This is a genomic window from Pseudomonas syringae group sp. J248-6, from assembly GCF_032586995.1.
Classification (GTDB): domain Bacteria; phylum Pseudomonadota; class Gammaproteobacteria; order Pseudomonadales; family Pseudomonadaceae; genus Aquipseudomonas; species Aquipseudomonas amygdali.
In genome coordinates this window covers 73,416-87,271 of record NZ_JAWHOP010000006.1, presented here as the reverse complement: position 1 = coordinate 87,271, position 13,856 = coordinate 73,416, and the positions used below count along the sequence as shown (strand labels likewise).

Here is a 13,856-nt window from a genome sequence, read left to right as displayed (position 1 = left end):
TCCAAGAGGATTTTGAAATGGCAGAGATTACTGCAGCGTTGGTCAAAGAACTGCGCGAGCGTACCGGCGAAGGCATGATGGATTGCAAAAAGGCCTTGACCAAGGCTGGCGGCGACATCGAAAAAGCAATCGACGATATGCGTGCTTCCGGCGCCATCAAGGCCGCCAAGAAAGCAGGTAACGTGGCTGCTGAAGGCGCTATCGCCATCAAGGACGACGGTAAAGCCGCTGTCATCATCGAAGTCAACTCGCAGACCGACTTCCTGGCCCTGCAAGACGACTTCAAGGCTTTCGTTGCTGCAAGCGTCGAAAAAGCCTTCGCTGAGAAGATGACTGATGCCGCTCCGTTGATCGAAGCTCAGGAAGCTGCGCGTCTGGTACTGGTGGGTAAGGTTGGCGAAAACGTCAACATCCGTCGCCTGAAGCGTATCGAAGGTGATGTTGTAGGTACTTACCTGCACGGCAACAAGATCGGCGTAGTTGTTACCCTCAAGGGTGGCGACGTCGAGCTGGCCAAAGATATCGCCATGCACGTAGCGGCAAGCAACCCCGAGTTCCTGTTCCCTTCGGAAGTGTCTGCCGAAGCGATCGAGCGCGAGAAGAATGTCTTCCTGCAACTGAACGAAGACAAGATCAAAGGCAAGCCGGCTGACATCGTTGAGAAAATGGTTGGCGGTCGTATCACCAAGTTCCTGGCAGAAGCCAGCCTGGTCGAGCAAGCCTTCGTCAAGAACCCGGAAGTCAAGGTCGGTGATCTGGCCAAGAAAGCCGGTGCTGAAATCGTTTCCTTCACCTACTTCAAAGTAGGCGACGGCATCGAGAAGCCAGTTGATAACTTCGCTGACGAAGTGGCTGCACAGCTGGCTGCTGCCAAGCAGTAAGACGGTTTTTCAACTGTCGCCCCAAAGAGGCTGCCCGCTCACGCGTGCGGCCTCTTTGTCGAAAGAGAAAAGGAAATTTTCCTTGGAGATTGTGCTCACAAGGCTGCATTCTCCCGACGCTCGCAGAGCGTCAAGCTAAAGTAAGCGCAGGCTTGAAATAGCCGGCACAGATTTTTTTCAGAAAACGCCGCAGGAGAGATTCGCAATGGCTCAGCAGGGCAGTGGTTATCAGGCTCGCTATAAACGCATTCTACTCAAGCTCAGCGGTGAGGCCCTCATGGGCTCGGAAGAGTTCGGCATTGACCCCAAGGTGCTGGACCGTATGGCGCTGGAAGTCGGCCAGCTGGTCGGTATCGGCGTTCAGGTCGGTCTGGTGATCGGCGGCGGCAACCTGTTTCGTGGCGCGGCCTTGAGTGCTGCGGGCATGGATCGGGTGACAGGCGATCACATGGGCATGCTGGCCACTGTGATGAACGCCCTGGCAATGCGCGATGCGCTGGAGCGCGCTAATATCACGGCCATCGTGATGTCGGCCATTTCCATGGTAGGCGTGACCGATCATTACGACCGCCGCAAGGCCATGCGCCATCTCAGCTCGAAGGAAGTGGTGATTTTTGCTGCCGGCACTGGTAATCCGTTCTTTACGACCGACTCGGCTGCCTGCCTGCGAGCGATCGAGATCGACGCCGATGTAGTGCTCAAGGCCACCAAGGTGGATGGTGTCTACACTGCAGATCCGTTCAAGGACCCGAATGCCGAGAAGTTCGATCATCTGACCTACGATGAAGTGCTGGATCGCAAGCTGGGTGTGATGGATCTGACCGCAATCTGCCTGTGTCGCGATCACAAGATGCCATTGCGCGTCTTCAACATGAACAAGCCGGGTGCTCTTCTGAATATCGTCCATGGTGGCGCTGAAGGGACCCTGATCGAGGAAGCACAATAATGATCAACGAAATCAAGAAAGACGCTCAGACCCGCATGCAGAAGAGTCTGGAATCGCTGACCCATGCGTTCACCCGTATCCGTACCGGCAAAGCGCATCCGAGCATCCTCGGTGGTGTCATGGTTCCTTACTACGGTGCCGATACCCCGCTCAGCCAGGTGGCCAACGTCACCGTCAAGGACTCGCGTACCCTTCAGGTCGTAGCGTTTGAGCGCAATATGCTTGCCGCTGTCGACAAGGCTATCCAGAGCTCCGGTCTGGGCTTCAACCCGACTAACCTGGGTGAGCTGTTGCTGATCTCCATGCCGGCCCTGACCGAGGAAACCCGCAAGGGCTTCACCAAGCAGGCACGCGATGCCGCTGAAGACGCTCGTGTTGCTGTACGCAACATTCGTCGTGACGCCCTGAGCCAGTTGAAAGATCTGGTCAAGGAGAAGGAAATCAGCGAAGACGAAGAGCGTCGTGCGGCTGACGACGTGCAAAAGCTGACCGACAAGTTCGTTGCGGAAATCGAAGTTGCGGTCAAGCAGAAAGAAGCTGATCTGATGGCTGTTTAAGGTTTCGGACGCTTTCATGGAAAAGATAAAACCGGCCGTGCCGTCTTCGGTACCGCGCCATGTCGCGATTATCATGGATGGTAATAATCGCTGGGCCAAGAAGCGCCTGCTGCCAGGCGTCGCTGGCCATAAGGCGGGCGTCGACGCTGTGCGTGCCGTTATCGAGGTGTGTGCCGAAGCCAAGGTCGAGGTGCTGACACTGTTCGCGTTCTCCAGTGAAAACTGGCAGCGCCCGGCCGAAGAGGTTGGTGCGCTGATGGAGCTTTTCTTCACGGCGCTACGCCGCGAAACCAAGCGCCTGAACGAGAACGACATCAGCCTGCGGATCATTGGCGATCGCTCGCGCTTTCATCCCGAGCTGCAGGCTGCAATGCGCGAGGCGGAAGTGCGCACATCCGGCAACAGCCGTTTCGTGCTGCAGATCGCTGCCAACTACGGTGGGCAGTGGGACATCGCACAGGCTGCCCAGCGGCTGGCGCGCGAGGTTCAGGCCGGGCACCTGCAGCCGGAGGATATTACTCCCGAGCTGCTGCAGACCTGTCTGGCAACGGGCGATCTGCCGTTGCCGGACTTGTGCATCCGCACCGGTGGCGAACACCGCATCAGTAATTTCCTGCTTTGGCAGCTGGCCTATGCCGAGCTGTACTTCTCCGACCTGTTCTGGCCGGACTTCAAACACGATGCCATGCGCGCCGCGCTGGCAGATTTCGCTTCTCGCCAACGTCGCTTCGGTAAAACCAGCGAACAGGTAGAGGCTGGGGCCCGGGCTTAATGCTGAAACAACGGATCATCACGGCACTCATTTTGTTGCCGATCGCCTTGTGCGGTTTTTTCCTGCTGACCGGCATGTACTTCGCCCTGTTCATCGGGGTGGTTGTCGTGCTGGGTTCCTGGGAATGGGCGCGGCTCGCAGGTTTTGCTGCGCAGTCGATGCGCATCGGTTATGCGGCTGTGGTCGCAATTCTGCTATTCCTCATGTATCTGCTGCCAGGGCTGGAGCCCTGGGTGCTCGTCGCAGCCGTCATCTGGTGGGGCGTGGCGACCTTTCTGGTCCTTACCTATCCGGACTCCAGCAACCACTGGGCAAGCGCGGCCTGCAAGCTGGTGATCGGTCTTTTGATTTTGCTGCCTGCCTGGCAGGGGTTGGTGCTGATCAAGCAGTGGCCGCTGGGTAACTGGCTGATTCTGTCGGTGATGGTGCTGGTATGGGCTGCCGACATTGGTGCCTATTTCTCCGGCAAGGCGTTCGGCAAGCGCAAGCTGGCCCCCAAGGTAAGTCCGGGCAAGAGTTGGGAAGGCGTATACGGCGGTCTGGCAGTCAGTCTGGGCATTACGGCCGCTGTGGGTGTTTCTCGCGACTGGACCGTTGCTCAGTTCATCGCCGGGCTGCTTGGCGCTGCTGTGATTGTGTTCATCTCCGTAATTGGCGACCTGACTGAAAGCATGTTCAAGCGCCAGTCAGGGGTCAAGGACAGCAGCAACCTGCTGCCTGGGCACGGCGGCGTGCTGGATCGTATCGACAGCCTTACTGCGGCCATTCCGGTATTTGCGGTTCTGCTCTGGGCCGCTGACTGGGGTGTCATGTGAGTGGGTCGCAACACATCACCATTCTGGGTGCCACAGGCTCTATCGGTCTGAGCACTCTGGATGTCGTCGCACGTCATCCTTCTCTTTATCAGGTATTCGCGCTTACGGGCTTCAGTCGTCTCGATGAGTTGCTGGCCCTGTGCGTCCGGCATACCCCGCAATACGCTGTGGTTCCCGATCAGGTCGCCGCCCGTAAATTGCAGGACGACCTCGCTGCGGCCGGGCTCGACACCCGGGTACTGGTAGGCGAGGGTGGTCTGTGTGAAGTAGCCGCGCACCCGCGCGTCGACGCAGTCATGGCCGCCATTGTCGGCGCTGCCGGTCTGCGCCCGACCCTGGCTGCGGTCGAGGCGGGCAAGAAGGTCTTGCTGGCCAACAAGGAAGCGCTGGTCATGTCCGGTGACCTGTTTATGCAGGCTGTTCGGCAGAGCGGCGCAGTGCTGCTGCCCATCGACAGTGAGCACAATGCGATTTTCCAGTGCCTGCCCGGCGATTTTGCTCGCGGGCTTGGTGCTGTGGGTGTCCGGCGGATCATGTTGACGGCCTCGGGCGGACCGTTCCGCGAAACCCCGCTCGAACAGTTGCAGAATGTGACGCCCGAACAGGCCTGCGCGCATCCTGTCTGGTCGATGGGTCGCAAGATTTCCGTTGATTCGGCGACCATGATGAACAAGGGCCTTGAGCTGATCGAAGCCTGCTGGCTGTTCGACGCACGTCCGGATCAGGTCGAGGTGGTCATCCATCCGCAGAGCGTGATCCACTCGCTGGTCGATTATGTTGATGGCTCTGTACTCGCTCAATTGGGCAATCCCGACATGCGTACGCCCATCGCCAATGCACTGGCCTGGCCTGCACGTGTAGACTCTGGTGTTGCGCCTCTGGATCTGTTCCGTATCGGCCAGCTTGATTTTCAGAAGCCCGACGAGGAGCGTTTCCCCTGCCTGCGGCTGGCGCGTCACGCGGCAGAGGCTGGAGGCAGTGCGCCTGCCATGCTTAACGCAGCCAATGAAGTGGCCGTCGCTGCATTCCTTGATGGGCGTATCCGTTACCTGGAAATCGCCGGTATTATCGAGGAGGTTCTGAATCATGAGCCTGTGACTGCGGTCGAAGGGCTCGACGCGGTGTTTGCCGCGGATGCAAAAGCGCGTTTGCTCGCGGGCCAATGGCTTGAAAGAAACGGGCGATAGCGATCTGATGACCCGTCAGGATTTGAATGAAAGGGTCGATGTGGTGCGTCAACGGCAGCTTTTGAAGTCTGCGATGATTAACACACTGGCCGACCAGTCGGTACCCGGAGAAGGCTGATGAGCGCTTTATACATGATTCTCGGCACCCTGATTGCGTTGGGCGTGCTGGTGACCTTCCACGAATTCGGCCACTTCTGGGTGGCCAGGCGTTGTGGCGTCAAGGTGCTGCGTTTTTCAGTGGGCTTCGGCACGCCTCTTCTGCGTTGGAGTGATCGTCAGGGCACCGAGTATGTGGTCGCTGCAATTCCGCTGGGTGGCTATGTCAAAATGCTCGACGAGCGCGAAGGCAATGTCCCGCCCGAGCTTGCCGACCAGTCGTTCAATCGCAAGACCGTCGGGCAGCGTATCGCAATCGTGATCGCAGGCCCGACAGCCAATTTCCTGCTGGCCATCGCGTTTTTCTGGGTGCTGGCGATGATGGGCAGCGAACAGGTTCGTCCGGTTATCGGCGCCGTCGAGTCCGGAAGCATCGCTCAACAGGCGGGTCTGACTGCCGGGCAGGAAATCGTCGCAGTCGATGGCGAGCCGACGTCGGGCTGGGCCGGGGTGAATCTGCAACTGGTCCGCCGCCTGGGTGAAAGCGGCACCATCGCTTTGAAGCTCAGGGATCAGGGTTCGACGGTCGACACGTCTCGTGAACTGGTACTCAATGACTGGCTCAGGGGGGCTGAAGAGCCTGATCCGATCAAGTCGCTGGGTATTCGTCCGTGGCGCCCGGCCTTGTTGCCCGTGCTGGCAGAGATCGACCCGAAAGGTCCGGCGCAGAGTGCCGGGCTTAAAACCGGAGATCGCCTGATTTCGATGGACGGTCAGCCGCTCAATGAGTGGCAGCAGGTTGTTGACCGGGTGCGCGAGCGCCCTGAGGCAAAAGTATCGCTGCGCATCGAGCGTGACGGTGTACAAATGGACGTCCCTGTAACCCTCGCCGCGAAAGGCGAAGGCAAGGCGGCCGCGGGTTATCTGGGGGCTGGCGTCAAAGCTGTCGATTGGCCACCGGAAATGCTGCGCGAGGTCAGCTACGGTCCTTTCGCCGCGATGGGCGAGGGGATAAAGCGCACGTGGAACATGAGTGTGCTGACCCTGGACTCACTGAAGAAAATGTTGTTCGGCGAGCTCTCGGTAAAAAACTTGAGTGGACCGATAACCATTGCTAAAGTGGCGGGCGCTTCGGCCCAGTCGGGCATCGGAGATTTTCTGAACTTCCTCGCTTATCTGAGTATTAGCCTGGGTGTTCTGAATTTGCTGCCCATTCCCGTCCTGGACGGGGGGCATTTGCTGTTTTATCTGATCGAGTGGGCGCGTGGTCGTCCCCTTTCGGAAAAGGTTCAAGGTTGGGGGGCGCAGATCGGTATCAGTCTGGTGGTGGGCGTAATGTTGCTCGCGCTGGTCAACGATCTGGGCCGACTGTAACGCTTTGCCGAGTTGCGAATCTGCCGCATTTTGCGGCAGTTTGTTTATTGCCAGTTGGAATAAGAAAGGACTTCATGAAACGTCTGCTGCTAACTGCGGTTCTTTCCGCACTGATGATCGCTGAAGTTCACGCCGAGTCCTTCACCATCTCCGATATTCGTGTCAACGGCCTCCAGCGGGTATCCGCCGGCAGTGTCTTTGGTGCGTTGCCGCTGAACGTAGGCGAGCAGGCGGACGATGGTCGTTTGGTCGATGCTACCCGTTCGCTGTTCAAAACCGGTTTCTTTCAAGATATCCAGCTGGGTCGCGATGGCAACGTACTCGTCATCAACGTCGTCGAGCGTCCTTCGGTTGCAAGTATCGAAATCGAAGGCAACAAGGCCATCTCCACCGAAGACCTGATGAAGGGGCTGAAACAGTCCGGTCTGGCCGAGGGTGAAATTTTCCAGCGTGCAACCCTTGAAGGTGTACGTAACGAGCTGCAACGCCAATACGTTGCCCAGGGCCGTTACTCTGCCGAGGTTGACGCCGAGGTCGTTCCACAGCCGCGCAACCGCGTGGGCCTGAAAATCAACATCAATGAAGGCACCGTCGCCTCCATTCAGCATATCAACGTGGTGGGCAACACGGTCTTCTCCGACGAAGACCTGACCGACCTGTTCGAGCTCAAGACCAGCAACTGGCTGTCGTTCTTCAAGAATGATGACAAGTACGCCCGTGAAAAGCTGTCGGGTGACCTTGAGCGTCTGCGTTCGTACTACCTCGATCGCGGCTATATCAACATGGATATCGCCTCGACCCAGGTCTCGATCACGCCGGACAAGAAGAACGTGTACATCACGGTCAACATCAACGAAGGCGAAAAATACAGCGTCAAGTCGGTCAAGCTCAGCGGTGACCTGAAGGTTCCTGAAGACCAGGTCAAGTCCCTGCTGCTGGTACAGCCGGGTCAGGTGTTCTCGCGTAAGGTCATGACCACCACGTCCGAGCTGATCACCCGTCGTCTGGGTAACGAAGGCTACACCTTCGCCAACGTCAACGGCGTGCCGACCCCGAACAACGAAGACCACACGGTTGACATCACCTTCGTGGTCGATCCCGGCAAGCGTGCCTACGTCAACCGCATCAACTACCGCGGCAACACCAAGTCGGAAGACGAAGTGCTGCGTCGCGAAATGCGTCAGATGGAAGGCGGCTGGGCTTCGACCTACCTGATTGACCAGTCGAAAACCCGTCTGGACCGTCTGGGCTTCTTCAAGGAAGTCAACGTCGAGACGCCACCTGTTCCAGGCACCGACGATCAGGTCGATGTGAACTACGCCGTTGAAGAGCAGGCGTCCGGTTCGATCACCGCCAGCGTCGGCTTCGCGCAAAGCGCCGGTCTGATCCTCGGTGGTTCGATCAGCCAGAACAACTTCCTCGGTACCGGTAACAAGGTCAGCATCGGCCTGACCCGCAGCGAATATCAGAGCCGTTACAACTTCAGCTACGTCGATCCGTACTACACGCCGGACGGTGTCAGCCTGGGTTACAACGCGTTCTACCGCACCACCAACTACGATGACCTTGACGTTGATGTTGCAAGCTACGCAGTGGATAGCCTGGGTGCCGGTATCAACCTCGGCTACCCGATCAGCGAGACCTCGCGCCTGACCTACGGCCTGACCGTGCAGCAGGATGAGATCAAGACCGGCAAGTACACCGTTGACGAGATCTTCGACTTTGTCGAAAAAGAAGGCGATAAGTACCTGAACTTCAAGGGCTCGATTGGCTGGTCTGAATCGACTCTGAACAAAGGCGTACTGGCGACCCGTGGTCACTCGCAAAGCCTGGTGTTTGAATCCACCTTGCCGGGCAGCGACCTGTCGTTCTTCAAGCTGGATTACCGTGCTCAGTACTTCCACCCGATCACCGATAACTACACCCTGCGTCTACACACCGAGCTGGGTTACGGTGACGGCTACGGTTCGACCTCGGGTCTGCCGTTCTACGAGAACTACTATGCCGGTGGTTTCAACTCGGTTCGTGGCTTCAAGGACAGCACGCTCGGTCCGCGTAGTACGCCGAGTAACGGTTCAAAACCCGGCACGTTGGCTGATCCGGACCAGGATCCACTGCCGTTCGGTGGTAATGCCCTGGTGCAGGGTGGCGTAGAAGTCATGTTCCCGTTGCCATTCGTCAAGGACCAGCGTTCCCTGCGCACCTCCGTGTTCTGGGATGTCGGCAACGTATTTGATACAAACTGCGATTCCAGCAGGAAGACAGCCAGTGGTAAAAACGTCGAATGCAACAACATCGACCTTTCCGGCATGGCCAGCTCTGTGGGTATCGGTGTCACCTGGATCACTGCGCTCGGTCCTTTGAGCTTCGCCTTGGCGATGCCGATCAAGAAGCCGGACGACGAAGCAGAAACACAGGTCTTCCAATTCTCCCTGGGTCAGACTTTCTAAGCGTCTGATCTTTGATAACGCAACGAATTTTGTAGGAGTTGTATTGTGCGTAAGTTGACTCAATTGGTACTGCTGGCAACCGTTCTGGTTGCAAGCCCTGCATTTGCCGACATGAAAATTGCTGTACTGAACTATCAGATGGCCTTGCTGGAATCTGACGCTGCCAAGAAATACGCTGTTGATGCCGAGAAAAAATTCGGTCCGCAACTGACCAAGCTGAAAAGCCTGGAAAGCAGCGCCAAGGGTATTCAGGACCGTCTGGTCAGCGGCGGCGACAAGATGGCTCAGCCTGAGCGCGAGCGTCTGGAGCTTGAATTCAAGCAAAAGGCTCGGGACTTCCAGTTCCAGTCCAAGGAACTGAACGAAGCCAAGGCAGTTGCTGACCGTGAAATGCTCAAGCAGTTGAAGCCAAAGCTGGATCAGGCTGTTGAAGAAGTCATCAAGAAAGGTGGTTTCGATCTGGTCTTCGAGCGCGGTGCAGTGATTGACGTCAAGCCTCAATACGACGTTACTCGCCAGGTCATCGAGCGCATGAACCAGCTGAAGTAACCATGAGCATAACCATCAAGCTCGGCCAATTGGCCGAGTTCCTTGGCGCTACGCTACGTGGCGACAAGGACAAGGACATCACCGGGCTGGCCGCTTTACAAGAGGCCGGCCCTGGTCAAATCAGTTTCCTGGCAAAATCTCAATACCGTAAATTTCTGGTTGATGCCCAGGCTGCTGCCGTGCTGCTCAAGCCCGCAGATGCCGACAGCTACACCGGAGATGCGCTATTGGTCCCGGATCCTTACCTGGCCTATGCGCGCATTTCGCACTTTTTCGACCCCAAGCCCAAAAGCGTGGCGGGCGTTCATCCGACGGCAGTGATTGCCGACGATGCTCAGGTTGATCCTGCCGCCAGTATTGGCGCTTTCGTAGTTATCGAGAGCGGTGCCCGTATTGCAGCCGGTGTCACCATTGGTGCGCACAGCTTCATCGGTGCTCGTTGCGAAATTGGTGAAGGTGGCTGGCTGGCACCGCGTGTAACGCTTTATCACGATGTGCGCATCGGCAAGCGTGTGGTCATTCAGTCGGGCGCGGTGCTGGGCGGTGAAGGTTTCGGCTTTGCCAATGAGAAGGGTGTCTGGCAGAAAATTGCACAAATCGGTGGCGTCACCTTGGGTGATGACGTCGAGATCGGCGTCAACACGGCGATCGATCGCGGTGCTTTGGCCGATACGCGAATTGGCAACGGCGTGAAACTGGATAACCAGATTCAGATTGCCCACAACGTACAGGTTGGCGATCACACAGCGATGGCTGCGTGTGTCGGCATCTCCGGAAGCACCATAATCGGCAAGCACTGCATGCTGGCCGGCGGTGTAGGGCTGGTGGGGCATATCGAAATCTGTGATGGTGTTTTCATCACCGGCATGACGATGGTGACGCATTCCATTACCGAGCCGGGTTCCTACTCGTCGGGTACGGCAATGCAGCCCGCTGCCGAGTGGCGCAAGAGCGCAGCCCGTCTGCGCAAGATCGATGACATGGCGCGGCGTCTGCAAAAGCTCGAAAAGGCTGTAGAGACAGTGACCTGCTCCGATAATCGCTCATCTGATGGCTGATACCTTTTTAATATCAAGCGTGCACAGTCGATAAACTGCCTCCTTGATGTAGAGGGGTGCTGCGCAGTCGCGACGCACCCCTAATCTTTACTACAGGCTTCCCCTCGAAATGATGGACATCAAAGAAATTCGCGAATATCTGCCTCATCGTTACCCGTTCCTGCTGGTGGACCGCGTGACCGAGCTGGATATCGAGAACAAGAACATTCGCGCCTACAAGAATGTCAGCGTCAACGAGCCTTTTTTCAACGGCCACTTCCCTGAGCATCCCATCATGCCGGGTGTGTTGATCATCGAGGCAATGGCACAGGCTGCGGGTATTCTTGCGTTCAAGATGCTCGACTCCAAGCCGTCAGACGGTACGCTCTATTATTTCGTGGGCTCGGACAAACTGCGTTTCCGTCAACCGGTTCTGCCGGGCGACCAGCTGGTTCTTGAAGCGAAGTTCCTGAGCAGCAAGCGTCAGATCTGGAAATTCGAATGCAAGGCTACAGTTGACGGCAAGGCGGTATGCTCTGCCGAAATCATCTGTGCGGAACGTAAACTATGAGTTTGATTGACCCTCGCGCAATCATCGATCCGACGGCCATTCTGGCCGACAACGTGGAGGTTGGCCCTTGGTCGATCGTCGGAGCCGGTGTGGAAATTGGCGAGGGTACAGTCGTCGGTCCTCATGTTGTCCTCAAGGGACCAACCAGGATCGGCAAGCACAATCGCATCTACCAGTTCTCATCGGTGGGCGAAGACACGCCTGATCTGAAGTACAAGGGCGAGGAAACCCGTCTTGTCATCGGCGATCACAACGTGATCCGTGAAGGCGTGACCATCCACCGCGGGACTGTTCAGGACCGTGCTGAAACCACGCTCGGCGATCACAACCTGATCATGGCTTATGCGCACATCGGCCATGACAGTGTGATCGGCAACCACGTGATTCTGGTCAATAACACCGCACTGGCAGGCCACGTTCATGTCGATGACTGGGCCATCCTGTCCGGTTTTACCCTTGTGCATCAGTTCTGCCACATCGGTGCGCACAGCTTTTCCGGCATGGGTACGGCCATTGGCAAGGACGTTCCGGCGTTCGTGACGGTGTTTGGCAACCCTGCCGAAGCGCGCAGTATGAATTTCGAAGGCATGCGCCGTCGTGGTTTTTCCGAAGAAGCCATTCATGCGCTGCGCAGAGCCTACAAGACGGTCTATCGTCAGGGGCTGACCATCGCGCAGGCGGCGGCCGACCTTGCTGAGCCGGCGGCGCAGTTCCCTGAAGTGGCCGTATTCCTTCAGTCTATCCAGACGTCGACCCGCGGTATCATTCGCTAATCATGACCAAGCCATTATGTATCGCTCTGGTCGCTGGTGAAGCATCCGGCGATATCCTCGGGTCCGGCCTGATGCGTGCCCTCAAGGTGCGCCATCCCGATATCCGTTTCATCGGCGTGGGTGGCCCGCTGATGGAGGCTGAGGGCATGCAGTCCTACTTCCCGATGGAGCGCCTGTCGGTGATGGGGCTGGTCGAGGTGCTAGGCAGGCTGCGTGAGCTGCTGGCCCGGCGCAAGCTGCTGGTAGAGACCCTCGTCAATGAAAAGCCGGACGTCTTCATCGGCATCGATGCCCCCGACTTCACACTCAATATCGAACTTCAGCTACGCCGCGCGGGGATCAAGACCGTGCACTATGTCAGCCCGTCAGTCTGGGCCTGGCGTCAGAAGCGTGTGCTGAAGATTCGTGAAGGCTGTGACCTGATGCTGACATTGTTGCCATTCGAAGCCCGTTTCTATGAAGAGAAGGGCGTACCGGTACGCTTTGTCGGTCATCCGCTGGCAGACACCATCCCTCTGGAGTCGGATCGCGCCGCGACCCGCGCGGGGCTTGGTTTTGCTCAGGAAGCGCCCGTTGTTGCGCTGATGCCGGGCAGCCGGGGCGGCGAAGTAGGGCGTCTGGGCGGGTTGTTTTTCGATGCTGCCGAGCTTCTTCTCGCGCAGCGTCCTGGCTTGCGCTTTGTACTGCCTTGCGCCAGCCCTCAGCGGCGGGTTCAGATAGAGCAATTGTTACAAGGCCGCAACCTGCCAGTCACGCTGCTCGACGGCCAGTCACATGTGGCGCTGGCCGCATGCGATGCGGTACTGATCGCCTCCGGCACCGCGACCCTGGAAGCCCTGCTTTACAAGCGACCGATGGTGGTGGCCTACCGTCTGGCGCCGCTGACCTTCTGGATACTCAAGCGGATGGTCAAAAGCCCTTACGTGTCGCTGCCTAACCTGCTTGCCCAGCGCCTGCTGGTGCCAGAACTGCTGCAGGATGACGCCACCCCTGAAGCGTTGGCCCGGACGCTGCTGCCGCTGATCGACGACGGTCAGGCGCAAACCGCAGGCTTTGATGCCATTCACCGTATTTTGCGCCGAGATGCGTCCAATCAGGCCGCTGATGCGGTGTTGAGCCTGCTCGGCCAGTCGTCTTCACTGTGAGGTCGCCCATCATGCAAACAGGTCTGGATTTCACACTCGTCGAGGATCTGGTAGCAGGTGTTGATGAGGTAGGCCGCGGCCCGCTGTGCGGAGCGGTTGTGACGGCGGCAGTCATTCTCGACCCTGCCCGGCCTATTCTCGGGCTCAACGACTCAAAGAAGCTGACTGAAGCCCGGCGCGAAAAGCTCTACGTCGAAATTCAGGAGAAGGCCCTGTGCTGGTTCATTGCCCGGGCTGAAGTTGAAGAAATCGACGAATTGAATATTTTGCACGCCACGATGCTGGCCATGAAACGTGCCGTCGAGGGGTTGAGTATCACGCCGAAGCTGGCGCTCATCGACGGCAACCGTTGCCCGCAGTTGTCAGTGCCTTCTGCGCCGGTTGTAAAAGGCGACTCCAAGGTGCCTGCCATCGCGGCCGCATCGATTCTCGCCAAGGTTAGCCGGGATCGGGAAATGGCAGCGTTCGAACTCATCTATCCGGGTTATGGCATCGGTGGGCACAAGGGTTATCCTACGCCGGTGCATCTGGAGGCATTGGCCCGGTTGGGGCCTACGCCCATTCATCGACGCTCCTTTGCACCTGTGCGTGCAGCCCATGAAGCGCGAGCATCCATAATGATCGGCGGGTCGATCCCGCTGCCAGTCGGTTTATTGCAGGACTGACGTTTCATCCCGGGCCCGTTACAATCCTGCCCTTCGTT

The 13,856-nt window shown here is 57.8% G+C and carries 14 protein-coding genes; all 14 read left to right on the top strand.

Annotated features, from left to right (window positions below; all coding sequences use genetic code 11):
* The first annotated feature begins 17 nt into the window (after positions 1–17).
* The 14 genes from tsf (at position 18) to rnhB (ending at position 13,818) form a co-directional block, all read left to right on the top strand.
* Positions 18–881, top strand: a complete 864-nt coding sequence (gene tsf, locus RYC17_RS10225; protein WP_005743432.1) for a translation elongation factor Ts — start codon at positions 18–20, stop codon at positions 879–881.
* Between the two features lie 205 nt (positions 882–1,086).
* On the top strand, positions 1,087–1,827 hold the full coding sequence (gene pyrH / locus RYC17_RS10220) for a UMP kinase (RefSeq protein ID WP_003364856.1): 741 nt from the start codon (positions 1,087–1,089) through the stop codon (positions 1,825–1,827).
* Positions 1,827–2,384 (top strand): ribosome recycling factor, encoded by a 558-nt coding sequence (gene frr / locus RYC17_RS10215; protein ID WP_004657953.1) that lies wholly within the window; start codon positions 1,827–1,829, stop codon positions 2,382–2,384. The genes pyrH and frr overlap by 1 nt, the downstream gene beginning before the upstream one ends.
* Before the next feature lie 16 nt (positions 2,385–2,400).
* A complete protein-coding gene (gene uppS / locus RYC17_RS10210; protein WP_002554726.1) occupies positions 2,401–3,156 on the top strand; it encodes a polyprenyl diphosphate synthase in 756 nt (251 codons plus the stop codon).
* Complete coding sequence (locus RYC17_RS10205; protein WP_058399654.1) at positions 3,156–3,971, top strand: phosphatidate cytidylyltransferase; 816 nt, start codon at positions 3,156–3,158, stop codon at positions 3,969–3,971. The genes uppS and RYC17_RS10205 overlap by 1 nt, the downstream gene beginning before the upstream one ends.
* Positions 3,968–5,158 carry a 1-deoxy-D-xylulose-5-phosphate reductoisomerase gene (gene ispC, locus RYC17_RS10200; RefSeq protein ID WP_316902928.1) on the top strand — a complete coding sequence of 397 codons (1,191 nt, stop codon included), beginning with the start codon at positions 3,968–3,970 and terminating at the stop codon, positions 5,156–5,158. Before RYC17_RS10205 ends, ispC begins: the two co-directional genes overlap by 4 nt.
* Positions 5,159–5,275: 117 nt before the next feature.
* Complete coding sequence (rseP, locus tag RYC17_RS10195; RefSeq protein WP_011169295.1) at positions 5,276–6,628, top strand: sigma E protease regulator RseP; 1,353 nt, start codon at positions 5,276–5,278, stop codon at positions 6,626–6,628.
* 74 nt (positions 6,629–6,702) lie between these two features.
* On the top strand, positions 6,703–9,078 hold the full coding sequence (gene bamA / locus RYC17_RS10190) for an outer membrane protein assembly factor BamA (RefSeq protein ID WP_032616028.1): 2,376 nt from the start codon (positions 6,703–6,705) through the stop codon (positions 9,076–9,078).
* Between the two features lie 45 nt (positions 9,079–9,123).
* Complete coding sequence (locus RYC17_RS10185) at positions 9,124–9,627, top strand: OmpH family outer membrane protein (protein WP_002554721.1); 504 nt, start codon at positions 9,124–9,126, stop codon at positions 9,625–9,627.
* Positions 9,628–9,629: 2 nt separating this feature from the next.
* Positions 9,630–10,685, top strand: a complete 1,056-nt coding sequence (lpxD, locus tag RYC17_RS10180) for a UDP-3-O-(3-hydroxymyristoyl)glucosamine N-acyltransferase (RefSeq protein WP_058399656.1) — start codon at positions 9,630–9,632, stop codon at positions 10,683–10,685.
* A 109-nt stretch (positions 10,686–10,794) separates the two neighbouring features.
* Positions 10,795–11,235 carry a 3-hydroxyacyl-ACP dehydratase FabZ gene (gene fabZ, locus RYC17_RS10175; protein WP_002554719.1) on the top strand — a complete coding sequence of 147 codons (441 nt, stop codon included), beginning with the start codon at positions 10,795–10,797 and terminating at the stop codon, positions 11,233–11,235.
* A complete protein-coding gene (gene lpxA / locus RYC17_RS10170; protein WP_316902926.1) occupies positions 11,232–12,008 on the top strand; it encodes an acyl-ACP--UDP-N-acetylglucosamine O-acyltransferase in 777 nt (258 codons plus the stop codon). Before fabZ ends, lpxA begins: the two co-directional genes overlap by 4 nt.
* A 2-nt stretch (positions 12,009–12,010) precedes the next feature.
* On the top strand, positions 12,011–13,153 hold the full coding sequence (gene lpxB, locus RYC17_RS10165) for a lipid-A-disaccharide synthase (protein WP_316902924.1): 1,143 nt from the start codon (positions 12,011–12,013) through the stop codon (positions 13,151–13,153).
* Between the two features lie 11 nt (positions 13,154–13,164).
* Positions 13,165–13,818 (top strand): ribonuclease HII, encoded by a 654-nt coding sequence (gene rnhB / locus RYC17_RS10160; RefSeq protein WP_058399658.1) that lies wholly within the window; start codon positions 13,165–13,167, stop codon positions 13,816–13,818.
* Positions 13,819–13,856: the final 38 nt, after the last annotated feature.